Below are 14,415 nucleotides of genomic sequence, written 5' to 3' on the forward strand. Positions count from 1 at the left end.
GGAGCCGAGCCCGCACGCCGGCGATCTGTGCGGCGGTCGGGCGACCGGGGTGTCGGGTGACGATCCCGGCGGCGTACGCTAAGGGCGCCATGCCGTACGAACCACCTACCCACACCGTCGAGCGCTCCCTGCGCGCCACGACCGGAGCGAAGATCATTGCCGGTATCGACGAGGTGGGGCGCGGCGCCTGGGCCGGACCTGTCACCGTCTGCGCCGCGATCACCGGACTCCGCCGCCCGCCCGAGGGGCTGACCGACTCCAAGCTGCTGACGATCAAGCGGCGCACGGAGCTGGCCGAGATCCTTCAGGTGTGGGTGACGGCCTATGCGCTGGGGCATTCCTCCCCCGAGGAGATCGACGGCCTGGGGATGACGGCCGCCCTGCGGCTGGCGGCGGTCCGCGCCCTGGACGCCCTGCCGGTCCGCCCCGACGCCGTCATTCTCGACGGGAAGCACGACTACCTCGGCGCTCCCTGGAAGGTGCGCACGGTGATCAAGGGCGACCGGTCGTGTGTGGCCGTCGCGGCGGCGTCGGTGATAGCCAAGGTTCAGCGCGACAAAATGATGGCCGAACTGGGTGTCGACCATGCAGACTTCGGATTCGCGGACAACGCCGGGTATCCGTCGCCCGTGCACAAGGCCGCACTGGTGGAGTGGGGGCCCACCCCGCACCACCGCCTGTCGTGGGCGTATCTTGATGCGTTGCCTCAGTGGCGGCACCTCAAGAAGGTCCGCAGCTGGGCGGACGGAAGCGTTCCGGAAATCGAAGGTCAGCTCGGCTTCGATTTCTGACGGTTCCGCTCGCACTGATGTGCCACCCGGTCACCCGCGCCGCACCAATGTTTGATAAATATCAGCTCATGCCTCTCATTCCCGAGGAGCCTCAGATTCACGAGAGTGCCCAGGGTCCCCGCGCCACTCCGGCCAGCGGCCGTACCGCGCCGACCCCCCGCCCCGTACCCGGCCCCCGCCCCGCGGCTCCGTCCCGCCCCGGTCGTCCCGGCCCTCTGCGGCCCGCGCCGCCGGTGCAGCGCACGCCGCGTGACGTGGCTCCGGCCACCCCGGGCCCCTCGGGCCCGGCCGCTCCCGCCGCCACGGCGGCCACCCCGCAGATCCAGCTGATCCCGGCCTCGGCCGAGGGCGCGCTCGACGCCGCCGAGGAGGCGGTGGACCTGCTCCTGGACTCAGGTCGTGCCCCTGGCGACGTCCTCGTGATCACCACCGGGTCCCAGCACCCGTGGGCGGAACACGAGCTGTCCTTCGGTGAAGCTTCCTACTGGGCGCAGCACGACGCCGGTGACGACGTCTTCTACACGGACGCCGCCATCGCCTCCCGCGCCGCGTCCCGCCCTGTGGTCGTCGTGGCCGTCAACGGTGGACCCGCTTCCGCTGCGGCCTCCGCCCTCCCGCTGGCCCACGCCCGGGCCGGTGCCCTGCTGATCGTCTGCGGCGACCCGCAGCAGATCAACTCGGTGCTGGGCGCCGGCGTCTGAGCCGCGTCCGGCACTCCGGGGCACCTGGGTGACGAAGGAGCCGCTCCGGCGGTATCCGCACGGTGTGGTCTTCGGCATGCCCGGATGACCGGCGGCCGTTCCGCTCGTGGGGCGGCTCCCCGGCGACGCGCCTGGACGGCGAGGTGTGGCGGGCGGTTGTCGGGCGGAGGTCGGACGGACCCCGGATCACGCTGCTGTGCCAGCTGAGGCCGGTCCGTGAGCGACGGCCTGCCTGGCCGCGCCGGGAGCGGACCTCGTACGGCCGCAGGCGCGGCTCAGGTGCCGTTCTGTTCCTGGGCGCGGCACGACCCCCGCGTTCCTCGGCACGGCAGGGGCCACGCGCGGCGTCCTTGCGGCATAGCGGCGGGCGGTTCGGCCTCCGAACCGCCCAAGTCGGTCGGTGGCGTGGAGAAGGCGGGCGTGAAGCCTGATCCGCTGTCGTGTCCTTCAGCGAGCCGCCGCGCGGCGCAGGACCTCGGAGACCGGGCCGCCGGTGCGCGGTGCGAGCGGCGGGGCCTCGGACAGGGCGAAGGGCTCCGGTGCGGAATCGGCGTTCGGGTGGCGCCCGCTACGACCCTCGCCGAGCACATGCCAGCCGTCATGGGTCAGCGTGATGTACGCCCCGCATCGCAGCCCGTGCAGTGTGCAGGCGTCACGCAGGCCCCACATCCAGGCGCCGTCCTCCTCCGTCCAACGCGCGTCGCCCTCACGGCAGTACATGAGTATCGCCGTGCGCACCGGGGTCCGGCGCCGCAGGTCGTGCGGAATGACCCGGCGCAACTGCGCGAGCAGCGCGTTGCGGAACATCCAGCCGTCGGCCGGCGCCGGACGACGTATGAACGACGCGCTGGCGCACAGCCGCTCGTCCGGATCGAGCACGGCCACGATCGCCATGGAGGGCTCCGGCCGATGGCGGGCGTGCAGCCCGCTGACCACCTCACGAGGGTTGCGCAGCAGAGGGATTCCGGCGGCGGCCCATTCGGCCGGCTCGAGCAGGCGACTGGCGGAAGCGGCGGACGCGGACGTCGACAACGAAGCTGCCGAGGACGAGGCGAATCCGAAGGTCACGTTCCTCCCTTCGGCTACGCGCCCACACTGCGGGCGAGGTCGGATTCGAGGGACCGCGCGCCGCAGCAGAGCCCAACCGGAACGGACGAGCCGTGCGGGGAGCGGACCTCAATTCTTCCTGCCGAACTTGGATGCGGCAACGAGCAATTGGGGCCACCGACAGTTATCTGGTGGTGCGTGGCTTATATTCCTACCCAAAGGTTGGTCCGCTGACGCCTGAGGCGTCGGTGTGTGCTCCGTACGGCCGCCGCGGCCGGGTACGCGGTCAGCCCTGGACGGCCAGGACCAGCGGCAGCACCGCCCGCGCGCCGGACTTTCTGAGCAGACGTGCCGCGACCGCAAGCGTCCAGCCGGTCTCCATGAAGTCGTCGACCAGCAGCACCGGGCCGCCTGCCGCGGCAAGTGCCGATGCGAGTGCAGGCTGCACGGTCAGCGCGCCGTCGAGGGCCTTCAGCCGCTGCGCGCTGTTGCTGCGCGGCACCCGTGGCACGTCCTCGGCATACTCCACGGAGCCGAGGAGCGGCAGCCGTCCGATCTCGGCGATCCGGGAGCCCAGGGAATGGATCAGCAGGGGACGGGTCCGCGAGGCGACCGTGACGACACCCACCGGCCGGGCCTGGACATCGGATGCTCCGGAAGCCCAGCCGCCAGGACCCTTGGACCAGTCGGCCAGGACCCCCACCACGGCCCGTGCCACGTCGTCCGGCACAGCGGTGTCCGGCGCTTGGGGCGCGAGGAGCGGACGCAGCCGGTTGCCCCAGCCGATGTCCGACAGTCGACCCAGAGCCCGTCCCGGCGAGGCCTGTTCACCGGCCGGAATGCGTCCCTTGAGATCGATGCCGATGGCCGGCAGACCCGTCGGCCACATACGGCGGGGCTCCACCTCGACGCCCGCACGGCCCAGGTCGCTCCGGGCGGCGTCCACCGCCGCCGTGGAGGTGTCGGCGGTGAAGCGCGGGGCGGCGCAGTTGTCGCAGCGGCCGCAGGGCTTGGCACCCTCGTCGTCCAGCTGACGCTGCAGGAACTCCATCCGGCACTCGGTGGTGGACGCGTAGGCGCGCATCGCGTCCTGCTCGGCCGCGCGCTGCCGGGCGACCCAGTCGTAGCGCTCGGTGTCGTACGACCAGGGCTGTCCGGTGGCGATCCAGCCGCCCTTGACGCGGCGGACCGCCCCGTCCACGTCGAGGACCTTCAGCATGGTCTCCAGCCGGGAGCGGCGCAGCTCGACCAGGGGTTCCAGCGCGGGCAGCGACAGGGGGCCGTCGGCCCGGGCGAGGACATCCAGGGTGCGCCGGACCAACTCCTCGGACGGGAAGGCGAGCGACGCGAAGTACTCCCAGATCGCCTCGTCCTCCTTGCCCGGCAGCAGGAGCACCTCGGCGTGTTCGACACCGCGGCCTGCTCGGCCGACCTGCTGGTAGTAGGCGATGGGGGAGGAGGGGGAGCCGAGGTGGACCACGAAACCGAGATCCGGCTTGTCGAAACCCATGCCGAGTGCCGAGGTCGCGATCAGCGCCTTGACCCGGTTGCCGAGCAGATCGTCCTCGGCCTGCTGGCGCTCGGCGTTCTCCGTCTTGCCCGTGTACGAGGCGACGCTGTGCCCGCGCTGCCGCAGGAACGCGGTGACCTCCTCGGCGGCGGCGACGGTGAGCGTGTAGACGATGCCGGAGCCCGGCAGATCGTCGAGGTGGTCGGCGAGCCAGGCCATCCGGTGCGCGGCATCCGGCAGCCGCAGCACACCGAGGCTGAGGCTCTCCCGGTCCAGCGGCCCGCGCAGCACCAGGGCGTCCGAGGTGCCTCCGGTGCCCAGCTGCTCGGCGACGTCCGCGGTCACCCGGGCATTGGCCGTGGCCGTGGTGGCCAGCACGGGCACGCCGGGCGGGAGATCACCGAGCATGGTGCGCAGCCGCCGGTAGTCGGGACGGAAGTCATGACCCCAGTCGGAGATGCAGTGGGCCTCGTCCACGACCAGCAGACCGGTCGCCGCGGACAGCTTGGGCAGGACCTGGTCGCGGAAGTCCGGATTGTTCAGGCGCTCCGGGCTGACAAGTAGGACATCCACCTCGCCGGCCGCGATCTCGGCCTGGACGGCGTCCCACTCCTCGGTGTTGGCGGAGTTGATGGTCCGGGCGTGGATACCGGCCCGGGCCGCTGCCTCCACCTGATTGCGCATGAGCGCGAGCAGGGGCGAGACGATCACCGTGGGTCCGCTTCCTCTGGCCCGCAGCAACGAGGTCGCCACGAAGTACACCGCGGACTTGCCCCATCCCGTGCGCTGCACGACCAGGGCCCGGCGCCGCTCGGCGACCAGTGCCTCGATCGCCCGCCACTGGTCCTCGCGCAGCCGGGCCGCGCCCGTGGCATCCCCGACGAGCCGGGCGAGGACGGCGTCCGCCTGTGCCCGGAGATCCGCGTTGCTCGTGTGCTCCATGCGTTCCATACAACAGGACGGGACTGACAAGCGGGCCGGTCCCGGCCGGGTCTGTGGACAACCGGGACCAGCTTGTCGTGTCCCTGATTCGACTTATCCACAGGTCCAAGCGGAATCTCAAGATCCGCGAGATCGTCTGCGCATGACGAATCACAGCGAAACCACTGGACCGTTCGAAAACAGCGACATCTCAGGGCAGGAGCCGGTCACCGGCCCATCCATGCACGAAACGCAGGTCACGCTGCGCACCCCCGCCGAGCTGGCCGACGCCCTCCCCTATCTCCTCGGCTATCGCCCGGAGGACAGCATGGTGCTGGTCGCCCTGCACGACCGCGAAGGCCAGGGAAGGTTCGGCGGCCGGGCCCGGCTCGGCATCCCCAGGAACGAGGAGGACTGGGAAGCGGCAGCACACCAGCTGGCCCGCGGACTGGTGACCGGCAGCGAACGGCGCGGCGCCCGGCCCGAACAGATGGTGGCCTACGTCTGCCAGGAACCGGCTCCGGGAGAGTCCGGCCGCGACGTCAAACGACGGCTCGAGCGGCTGGCCCACCTGCTGCGCACCCAGTGCGGCGACCTCGACGTGCCGGTCATCGAGGCACTGTGCATCTCCGACGGCCGCTTCTGGTCGTACTGCTGCCCGGTCGAGAGCTGCTGCCCCGAGGACGGCTCGCCGATGGGCCTTCCCGGCACATCCGTACTGGCCGCGGCTGCCACCTACGCCGGCATCCAAGTGCGCGGCACGCTCAGGGAGTTGCGAGCCAGGCTGCAGCCGTGGGAGACGACCGCGGCCCTGGAGCAGGAGATCGCGCTCGACGCGGCCGGAATGGCCCTGGTGCCCCGCATTCTCGACGAGGCGTCCCGAGACGAAGTCGCGGAGGAGACCCTGCGCCTCGCCGAGCGGATCATCCACCGCTTCGCCGCCACGGCACCGGTGTCCGGCACCCATCCGGCCGACCTGCGCGACGACGGCCTGCTCAAGCATGACGAGGCGGCGACGCTGATCCTCGGACTCCAGGACCGCACGACCCGCGACCGGGCGGCCGCCTGGATGGAGGGCGCCGAGGCGTGCCCGGCCCTCCGGCTCTGGCGCGCCCTGGCCCGCCGCTGCGTCGGACCTTACGGCGAACATGCCGCGGCGCCGCTGACTCTCGCCGGCTGGGTCGCCTGGTCGACAGGCGACGAGTTGGAGGCCCGTGAGGCGCTGGCCATGGCACTGGGCGCGGATCCCGACTATCTCTTCGCCAGGCTGCTCCACCAGGCCTGCAACGAAGGCCTCGACCCGGAAGCGATCCGCCGCTGCCTGCGCGGGGACCGCGAGGGCCGCGCGCAGGCAGCGGCGGATGGCACCGACCGGGCAGGGCGTACGGAGGCGGAGATCGGCGCACAGGCGCACGCAGAGACGGAAACGGCGCAGGCCGCGCTCCCGGCGACCGAAACCCTGACGCCCGGCACGATTTCGCGGGCGGACGACGTGGGCACCGAAGCGGACTGCGGGACGGGCACGCGCCGACGGCGCCGTGCGCGCGCGGCGGAGGGCAGCGACGCCCCTCGCGCGGCTCGGTCCAGCTGTGGACGGCGGAGGCCGGCCGGCTCGCACCCCGGCCCGTCGGCAGCCGACCCCTCACGCCGGGGCAGCCGCGGCCTCGGCGGCACACGCACGCGTGCGGCGGATCCGGAGGGCCCCACGACCGGCGCCGCCTCCGCGGGAGGCGAGCACCGCAAGTCCGAGGGGGAGGGGTGAGCGCCGTGCGGGGCAGTGCGGGCACACACCTGGTCAAGCAGGTCTGCGCAAGGAAGACGCGTGGCACCTCAGCGGAAACCGTGAACTGCGGCGCCCGCCCCTGGCGGCTGCTCCGGCTCCGGTCTCGTGCGGGTCGGTGCGGCTGCCACGGCGGTGGCACCCTTCTGAGTCGCCTGGCAGGCAGGGGGCATCGGGCATGCCCCTCCGCTCGGGGGCCATGCGGGGGCCGGTCAGGTGACCGTTGGTGGCACCGGCTCGCGGCCGGCCCGAGCGGCACCACTGCCCTGTCGATCCGCCACCATCCGGCCGGCCTCCCCGAGGCGTCCCGACACCGATCGGTCGGCTTTCCCCAGGCGAGCCGTGACCCGGACGAGTCCCGCACCGTTCACCTGAGTGGCGGAACGCCTGGACCGGCCCTGCCGCCGTACGACCCTTGTCCTCCGGGGCGCCCCACCGGTCGCCCGGCACGTCCGAGGCGCCGCGAGCGCAGAGGAGGCCACCCCATGCACCAGCAGTCGGCTCCGCCCTCCGTCGCCGACGACGAACGCCCTCCCTGGGACCGGCAGGGGCGGTTCCTTCCGGACGGCGCCGTCGCCACACGGCAGATCATCGGTGTCGTGCCATCCCCCAGGGACTTCGGCTCGGGCCCCTCCACAGGTCGCGGCAGGCCACCGGCACAGGGTCCGGCAGCCGCCCTAGGCCGCCGCCCCGTAGATCCGTCTGCACGCACACCCCAGGGCAGCCGCCCGGCGCCCGAGTTGCCGCCCACACACACCGCCTTGATCTGTGTCGCCCTGCCCGGCCTCGCCATCTCCGATGAGGGACAGCTGGCCGGCCGTGGACTGGACGGGTTCTACCGTGGCGGCAGGCGCCTCCTCTCCCGGTGTCAGGTCCGTGTGTCCGGCCGCGAACCCCTGCCCGTGCAGGCCAGGATGACCGGCGCCGACAGCGCCCGCTTCGTGGGAACACTGCGCGTTTCGCCGTTGGCGGGTCCCGATCCGGACGTCGTGGTCGAACGCACCCGTCGCGCCGACGGAACCGAACGGATCACGCTCCGCAACGCCGCCGCGCGACCGCTGAGGCTGCCCCTCGAGGTCGCCCTCGGCACAGATCTCGCCGAACTCGGTGCCATCGCCTCCGACGGGGCGGGCCCTGAACTCCCGGCCACCGTCCATGACTCGGGCCTGCGCTGGGCCACGGCCGGTGCCGCCGCCTCCGTCACCGCCGACCCGCCGCCCTCCGACGCCCTTGCGTCCGCCGGACTGCTGCGCTGGGAACTGGAACTGCCGCCGAACGGCACGGCCGCCGTGGAACTGAGGGTGCGGCTCGACGGCGCCGGTCCGCTGCGGCCGGCGGGACACGCCAGTACCAGCCCGTTCGCCCCCGCCCGGGCCAAGGGCGACGACCCCCGGGTGGCCCCGCTGCTGCACGCCGCGGTCGCCGACCTTCACGCCCTGCTCCTGCGCGACCCCGCCCACCCGTCGGACACCCACCTCGCGGCGGGCGCGCCCTGGCGCTGCGGAATGGCCCCCGCCGAGGCTCTGACCGCGGCGCGCATGGCCCTGCCGCTCGGGACCCGGCTCGCCGCGGGCACCCTGAGCACCCTGGCCCGCACCCAGCTCCTCGACCGGAGCCCACGGGCCGGCATGATCCCCGGGCCGCGACGTGACGCCGGTCCCTTCCTCCCGTCCAGCTGCACGGGCACGGAGGCCACACTGCTCTTCCCCGTCCTGCTCGCCGAGGCCCGCCGCTGGGGGCTTCCCGAGCAGGAGACAAGGGAACTGCTCCCCACGGCGGAGCGCTGCCTCACCTGGCTGCGGACCACAGCAGGCGACGGCCCCTACCTCCACGACCCCCAGCCCGGCGGCCCGGCCCGTTGCGAGACGCAGGCCCACGCGTATCGGGCGGCCCTGCTCGGCGCCGATCTCCTCGACGCCTTCGAGCGGCCCGGCACCACCGAGTTACGCCAGTGGGCCGAAGCCCTGCAGTCGGCCTTCCGGGCCGACTTCTGGGTCGAGGACCGCAGCGGCGGACGTCCGGCCGCGGCCCTGGCACCGGACGGCCGGCCCGTGCCCCACCTGGGCTCCACCGCGGTGCACCTCCTCGACACCGGCCTCCTCGGTTCCGGCCGGCTCGCCCCGGGCCTGCTCGACGCCGTACAGACCGAACACCTCGCCCGGCGGCTCGGTGCCCCTGCCATGGACGCGGGCTGGGGACTGCGCGGCCTCGGTACCAAGGAGCCGGGACACAACCCCTTCGGTCACCGGACCGGAGCCGTCCGGGTCCACGAGACCGCACTCGCCGTCGCTGGACTGGCCGCCGCCGGCTATGAGAAGGAGTCCGCCGGTCTGCTGAGAGGGCTGCTGGAAGCGGCGGAACACTTCGGGTACCGACTGCCGGAGATGTTCGCCGGCGAACAGCGCTTCACCGGGAGCGCTCCCCTCCCGCACCCCGCCGCCTGTCGGCCGGCGGCCACCGCGGCTGCATCTGTGATCATGGTGCTCACCTCGCTCGCGGGTATCCGACCCGACACCCCCGCCAGAACGGTCACCCTGCGCCCCGTGCGGAGTGCGCCGCTCGGCGAACTGGGCCTGACAGGGCTGCGCGTCGCCGGCGCCCCGTTCGCCGTGCGCATCAGCCGGCTGGGGCTCGCCATGGTCGAGGAGGCGGCGGACGGCCTGCAACTGGGAGCGTGACCTCGTACGACGCCACGGGGACGAAGAAACGGGAGCCGGTCCTGCGCCCCATACCCGAAAGAAGCGGAACCACCATCGGTGCGGCCGAGGAAGGGAGTGTTTATCGTCAGGCAGACGACTATGATCGCGGCATGCCCTACGACCCGTCAGCCTTTCCGCCCTTCGCCGTGACCGTGGACCTGGTCGTGCTGACCGTGCGCCGCCATGCCCTGTGTGCGCTGGCGGTCCGCAGGGGCGAGCCCCCGTTCCAAGGGCGCTGGGCACTGCCCGGCGGTTTCGTACGGGCCGACGAGGATCTCTCCCAGGCGGCGGCGCGCGAGCTCGCCGAGGAGACGGGACTGTGCGCGCACGACCCCTCGGCCCCGGCCCAGGACAACGGAGCCCACCTCGAACAGCTCGCCACCTACGGTGACCCCAAGCGGGACCCGCGCATGCGTGTGGTGAGCGTCGCGCACCTTGCGCTGGCGCCCGACCTGCCCGCCCCGCGCGCGGGGGGCGACGCCAGCAATGCGCGCTGGGCACCGGTCGAGGAGCTGCTCCAACAGGGCGGTTACGGCCGCGACGGCGAACCCGCGGCACCGCTCGCCTTCGACCACGCCCAGATCCTCTCCGACGGCGTGGAGCGGGCCCGGTCCAAGATCGAGTACTCGTCGCTGGCCACCGCGTTCTGCCCGAGCGAGTTCACCGTCGGCGAGCTGCGCCGGGTGTACGAGGCCGTGTGGGGTGTGGCCCTCGACCCGCGCAACTTCCACCGCAAGGTCACCGGAACGCCCGGATTCCTCGTTCCCACCGGGGGAACGACCACCCGCCAGGGCGGCCGGCCGGCCCAGCTCTTCCGGGCTGGCGGCGCCACCCTGCTCAACCCCCCGATGCTGCGCCCCGAGGTCTGAGACGTCCGGGCGGCCGGATGCCCGGACCGCCAGGTGGGCCGACCGTCCGTGCCGGGTGTCGGCTCGCTCGAACGGCGTACGTGAACCGGGTCTGCAAGCAGTACATGTGTTAGTAGATCGTGCGATACACGAAAAAATCGGACATGACGCGCTATCTTGCTGCAGGTGATCGAGGCCTTCGGACTGACCAGCAATCCCCGCAAGGCGCACCCGCCCGCCGTCGACGACGTCTCCTTCGAAGCGCGCGCGGGGCATGTCACCGTGCTCCTCGGAGGCGCCGGTGCGGGTAAGACGACGACGCTCAGACTGATGCTCGAGCTGCAACAGGGGCGCGGCATCACCTACTTCAGAGGGCGGCCCCTGCACCGGACCGCCCATCCCTCGCATGAGGTCGGCGTGCTGCTCGGCGACGTACCAGGGCATCCGGCCCGCTCGGTGCGCGGTCATCTGCGCATGCTGTGCGCGGCCGCGGGAGTTCCCGCGCGACGGGCCGACGAGGTCCTCGAAGCCGTGGGCCTCGTCAGCCTGCGTGAGGAGCGCCTCGGCACGCTCTCGCGCGGAATGGACCGCAGACTCGGCCTGGCCTGCGCCCTGCTGCCCGACCCCCACACCCTCGTCCTGGACGAGCCTGCCAAGAGCCTGTCCGCCCGTGAGGCGCAATGGCTGCACGGCATGCTGCGAGCCCACGCCGACCGGGGTGGCGCGGTGTTCTTCACCAGCGCCGACCCCAAGGAGGCCGCGCGCACGGCCGACCGGGTCGTCACCCTCGACGGCGGCAGACTCGTGGCCGACCAGGACGCCAGGGAGTTCGCCCGTACCCGGCTGCGCCCGCGCGTGGCCGTCCGCAGCCCCTACGCGTCCCGTCTCGCGGCCCTGCTCACCAAGGAGGCCCGCACCGCGCGCCGTTCCGTCGAGGTCGTACGGGAGGGCGGCAATCGTCTTTCGGTGTACGGCTCCACGACCGCCGACGTCGGCGAGATGGCGTTCCGGCACGGCATCCTCGTCCACCAACTCGCGGACGAGGTCGGTGACATGGGGCCGGGGGCCGATGCCGGACCCGGCGGAGCCTCGTCGGGCGAAGCGAGCGCCGTGGCGGCGAACGAGCCGCCGGTGAACCGGGAACATGCTGTGTCCGGTTCGTCGCCCGCGGAGCGGGAGACGGCGGTGCGGGGACTGTCGACGGTGGAGCCGGATGGCTCGGTGCTCGGCTTGGCGGCGTCGGTGTCGGGCGTCTCGGTGCTCGGCTTGTCGGCGGCGGAGCCCGGCGTGTCGGCGTTCGCCCCGTCCGGCGCGGAGCAGGCCGCTGCGGCGTCCGGACTCCCGGCAGGAGAGCCGGGTGTCACCGGGGCGGATCCCCCGGCGAGAGGGCGAGGAGGCACGCCGTTCGGCTTCTCGGCGCAGAAGCGGCGGGACACCGCACCGGCCGCTTCGGTGCCGCAGCCGACTGTGCCCAGTGGCTCGTCGAAGATTGAGCCGTCGGCGGGGGAGCGGGCCCAGGACTTCGACGGTGGGCAGTCGCCGCCCGGCGAGGCCTCCCCTGCCCGGTCCGGGACGGAGCACGCGGAAACCGCCTCACGCGGACCGGCCGAGGGCACGCCGCCGGCCGACACGGCCCCGGGAACCAGCGGGACGGCACGCGACAGGGGCGGCTCCGGCGGCGAGGACACGCCCCGCGGGGATGCCGAAGCGGCTCCCGCGAAGGCGGCCACGGAAGCCGACCGCCGCCCGACCGCCGAAGCGGCGGCCACGTCCATCGCGGAGCGCGATGTGGCCAAGGCGGCCCGGGAACCGCAGACCGCCGGCACGAGAACCCCCGCAGCGGTCATCTCCGCCCTGCGCACCCGCCTTCCCGGCGCCAGGAGACCTGGCAGCCGTCCGGCACCGGGCGCCCCCGCCGCCCGTCGCGACGGCGCCCGCACCTTTGATGTCCGCTCCCCCCTTCCACCCCCCATCACCGTCCGCCCCGCTCCCAGCCCCCTCCGCCCTTTGCGCTACGAGATCCGGCGCGGCGCCGGGGTCGGCATCGGCTTCCTCACCTGCGGTGCCGTCCTGGTGGTGTCCGCGCTCACCGCCGTACTGCTGGCCAGGATCGGCCACACCCCGCAGGCGCGGCTGTTCGCCGCGTGGCCGCGGGAGCTGCCGCTGCCGCCTGCGGCGCTCGCGGCGGGGCTGCTCGGCGCTGTGGCCTTCGGGGACGAGTTCCGTTACCCCGCCCTCGCGGCGGACCGCGGCACCGTGCCCCGCCGACTGGGGCTGCTCACTGCGAAACTCCTCGTCTCCGGAGCCACCGCGGCGCTGCTGGCCTTCCTCACCGTGGGCTGCGACGCCGAGGCGCTCTACATCGTCTACGGACGGGAGCTGACACAAGTTCCCGCGGACTGGCTTGCGCTGAGCGCGAGTTGGTTCGGCCTGGTCGTCGGCTGTGCCTGGGCCGGTGTGCTCGCGGCCGGTGTGTTCCGGTCCACCGCGGGCGGCCTGGCCACCGTACTCGCCGTACCCGTCGTCGTCGTCCCCCTCGTGCACAAGGCGATGCAGGGACCGGCCGTGCACATGGCCGCCGGGTTCCCGGCGCGGATGCGAGAGGTTCTGCTGTTGCAGTGGCCCTTCGGAGGCGAGCGCTACCTGCTCGGGATGGCACGGGTGCTCGCCCAACCCGTCGGCGGCGCACTGACGTTGTCGCTGTCGGCGCTGCTGTGCGCGTATCTGTTCACGACGCTGCGCACCCGATTCCGGTGACGAGCATGCGTGCACTTCCGATCCCGCCGTGCGCACAACTCCCCGTGGAAAGCCCATTTCTTTCCGATAAGGCGTCAATTGCGACGGGGTGAGCGATCACCCTTTCGTGTGCTTTTCACCAAAGACCTCAAGGGAGTTGGAGGCGGCGCCGACAAAGGATCCGTGAGTACCCTTGCGCACACCATGATGACCGCCGCCCGCTCCACCGACTCCGGTCTGGCCGGCCCGGGCGAACTCGACCGCTACCCCTACGCGGAGCCCCAGGTGGGCGACCGTGTAGGCGCACCCTCCTGGGAAGGCGCGGACCCGGAGCTGGGCCGCGTCGGCCGACGTGCCGCGGGCAGCCGCGGGCGTGGACTGCACGGCCAACTCGTCCAGCAGCTGGGACAGATGATCGTCTCCGGCGACCTGGGCGCGGACCGCCCGCTGGTGCCCGAGGAGATCGGCCAGCGCTTCGAGGTCTCGCGTACCGTCGTACGCGAGTCCCTCCGCGTCCTCGAGGCCAAGGGCCTGGTCAGTGCCCGCCCGAACGTCGGCACGCGCGTACGTCCCGTCAGTGACTGGAACCTGCTCGACCCGGACATCATCGAGTGGCGGGCCTTCGGCCCCCAGCGCGACGACCAGCGCCGCGAGCTGAGCGAGCTGCGCTGGACGATCGAGCCGCTCGCCGCCCGCCTCGCCGCCGGACACGGGCGGGAGGAGGTGCAGCAGCGCCTCTGCGACATGGTCGAGATCATGAGTCATGCCATGGCGCAGGGCGACGCGCTGACGTACTCGCGTGCCGACAGCGAGTTCCACGCGCTGCTCATCCAGACCGCCGGCAACCGCATGCTGGAGCACCTCTCCGGGATCGTCTCGGCGGCCCTCCAGGTCTCCGGCGGCCCGGTCACGGGTTGTGACCGGCCGAACGAGGCGTCGCTCGCGCAGCACGCGCGCATCGTCGACGCGCTCGGCACGGGCGACGGTACGGCGGCCGAGTCGGCCATGCGTCAACTGCTCACGGTCCACCCCGAGGTCGAGCGGGTGGTGCCCGCCCCACGCGAGCACTGACGCCCGCGGCCGGGGCGGTGCGGTCGTCGGTGCGCGGCGTCCTCGTGGTGCTCGTGGCGGCGCCGGGCTCGGATGCCGGCCGTCGCCGGACCCCGCCGGACCTGTGTGGTCCGGCGGGGTCCAGCGGTGCGACGGGCCGCCGGAGCCGGATGCGCAACCGGGCATGATGACAACGGTGATCTGCTCTGTCCGTGTCTGATTGCTTTTGACCGCTTACGGGATGTGACTCGGGCCACGCAGATTGGGCGTAACGCTCGTGGGAACAGCGCGATGACCTAAGAGGTGACAGCCGCGGAGGGAATACGGACGCC

General features: G+C 72.8%; 9 protein-coding genes. 7 read left to right on the forward strand and 2 right to left on the reverse strand.

The features are described 5' to 3' along the window. The first annotated feature begins 89 nt into the window (after positions 1 to 89). Complete coding sequence (locus ACWC0C_RS03425; RefSeq protein WP_450861251.1) at positions 90 to 791, forward strand: ribonuclease HII; 702 nt, start codon at positions 90 to 92, stop codon at positions 789 to 791. A gap of 68 nt (positions 792 to 859) precedes the next feature. After that, the gene (locus ACWC0C_RS03430; protein WP_450861252.1) at positions 860 to 1,492 is read left to right on the forward strand and encodes a hypothetical protein; all 633 of its coding nucleotides are present in this window, start codon (positions 860 to 862) and stop codon (positions 1,490 to 1,492) included. 447 nt (positions 1,493 to 1,939) lie between these two features. Here ACWC0C_RS03430 and ACWC0C_RS03435 read toward each other — a convergent pair whose 3' ends face one another. Further along, positions 1,940 to 2,560, reverse strand: a complete 621-nt coding sequence (locus tag ACWC0C_RS03435) for a hypothetical protein (protein WP_450861253.1) — start codon at positions 2,558 to 2,560, stop codon at positions 1,940 to 1,942. 265 nt (positions 2,561 to 2,825) lie between these two features. Then, positions 2,826 to 4,991: a RecQ family ATP-dependent DNA helicase gene (locus ACWC0C_RS03440; RefSeq protein WP_450861254.1), complete on the reverse strand. Its 2,166-nt coding sequence runs from the start codon at positions 4,989 to 4,991 to the stop codon at positions 2,826 to 2,828. Positions 4,992 to 5,133: 142 nt separating this feature from the next. Here ACWC0C_RS03440 and ACWC0C_RS03445 point away from each other — a divergent pair, with 142 nt between their 5' ends. The 5 genes from ACWC0C_RS03445 (at position 5,134) to ACWC0C_RS03465 (ending at position 14,104) form a co-directional block, all read left to right on the forward strand. Beyond that, on the forward strand, positions 5,134 to 6,732 hold the full coding sequence (locus tag ACWC0C_RS03445; protein ID WP_450861255.1) for a DUF4192 family protein: 1,599 nt from the start codon (positions 5,134 to 5,136) through the stop codon (positions 6,730 to 6,732). 782 nt (positions 6,733 to 7,514) lie between these two features. Further along, a complete protein-coding gene (locus ACWC0C_RS03450) occupies positions 7,515 to 9,428 on the forward strand; it encodes a glycogen debranching N-terminal domain-containing protein (RefSeq protein WP_450861711.1) in 1,914 nt (637 codons plus the stop codon). Positions 9,429 to 9,559: 131 nt separating this feature from the next. Further along, positions 9,560 to 10,318, forward strand: a complete 759-nt coding sequence (locus ACWC0C_RS03455) for an NUDIX hydrolase (RefSeq protein ID WP_449200424.1) — start codon at positions 9,560 to 9,562, stop codon at positions 10,316 to 10,318. Positions 10,319 to 10,483: 165 nt separating this feature from the next. After that, a complete protein-coding gene (locus ACWC0C_RS03460; RefSeq protein WP_450861256.1) occupies positions 10,484 to 13,054 on the forward strand; it encodes an ATP-binding cassette domain-containing protein in 2,571 nt (856 codons plus the stop codon). A gap of 162 nt (positions 13,055 to 13,216) precedes the next feature. Then, a complete protein-coding gene (locus tag ACWC0C_RS03465) occupies positions 13,217 to 14,104 on the forward strand; it encodes a FadR/GntR family transcriptional regulator (protein ID WP_450861258.1) in 888 nt (295 codons plus the stop codon). Positions 14,105 to 14,415 lie beyond the last annotated feature (311 nt).

It is taken from the genome of Streptomyces sp. NPDC001709, assembly GCF_053596375.1.

Coding starts and splice junctions, on each gene's coding strand:
- ACWC0C_RS03425 (WP_450861251.1), top strand. CDS start 90: ATGCCGTACGAACCACCTACCCACACCGTCGAGCGCTCCCTGCGCGCC.
- ACWC0C_RS03430 (WP_450861252.1), top strand. CDS start 860: ATGCCTCTCATTCCCGAGGAGCCTCAGATTCACGAGAGTGCCCAGGGT.
- ACWC0C_RS03440 (WP_450861254.1), bottom strand. CDS start 4,991: ATGGAGCACACGAGCAACGCGGATCTCCGGGCACAGGCGGACGCCGTC.
- ACWC0C_RS03445 (WP_450861255.1), top strand. CDS start 5,134: ATGACGAATCACAGCGAAACCACTGGACCGTTCGAAAACAGCGACATC.
- ACWC0C_RS03455 (WP_449200424.1), top strand. CDS start 9,560: ATGCCCTACGACCCGTCAGCCTTTCCGCCCTTCGCCGTGACCGTGGAC.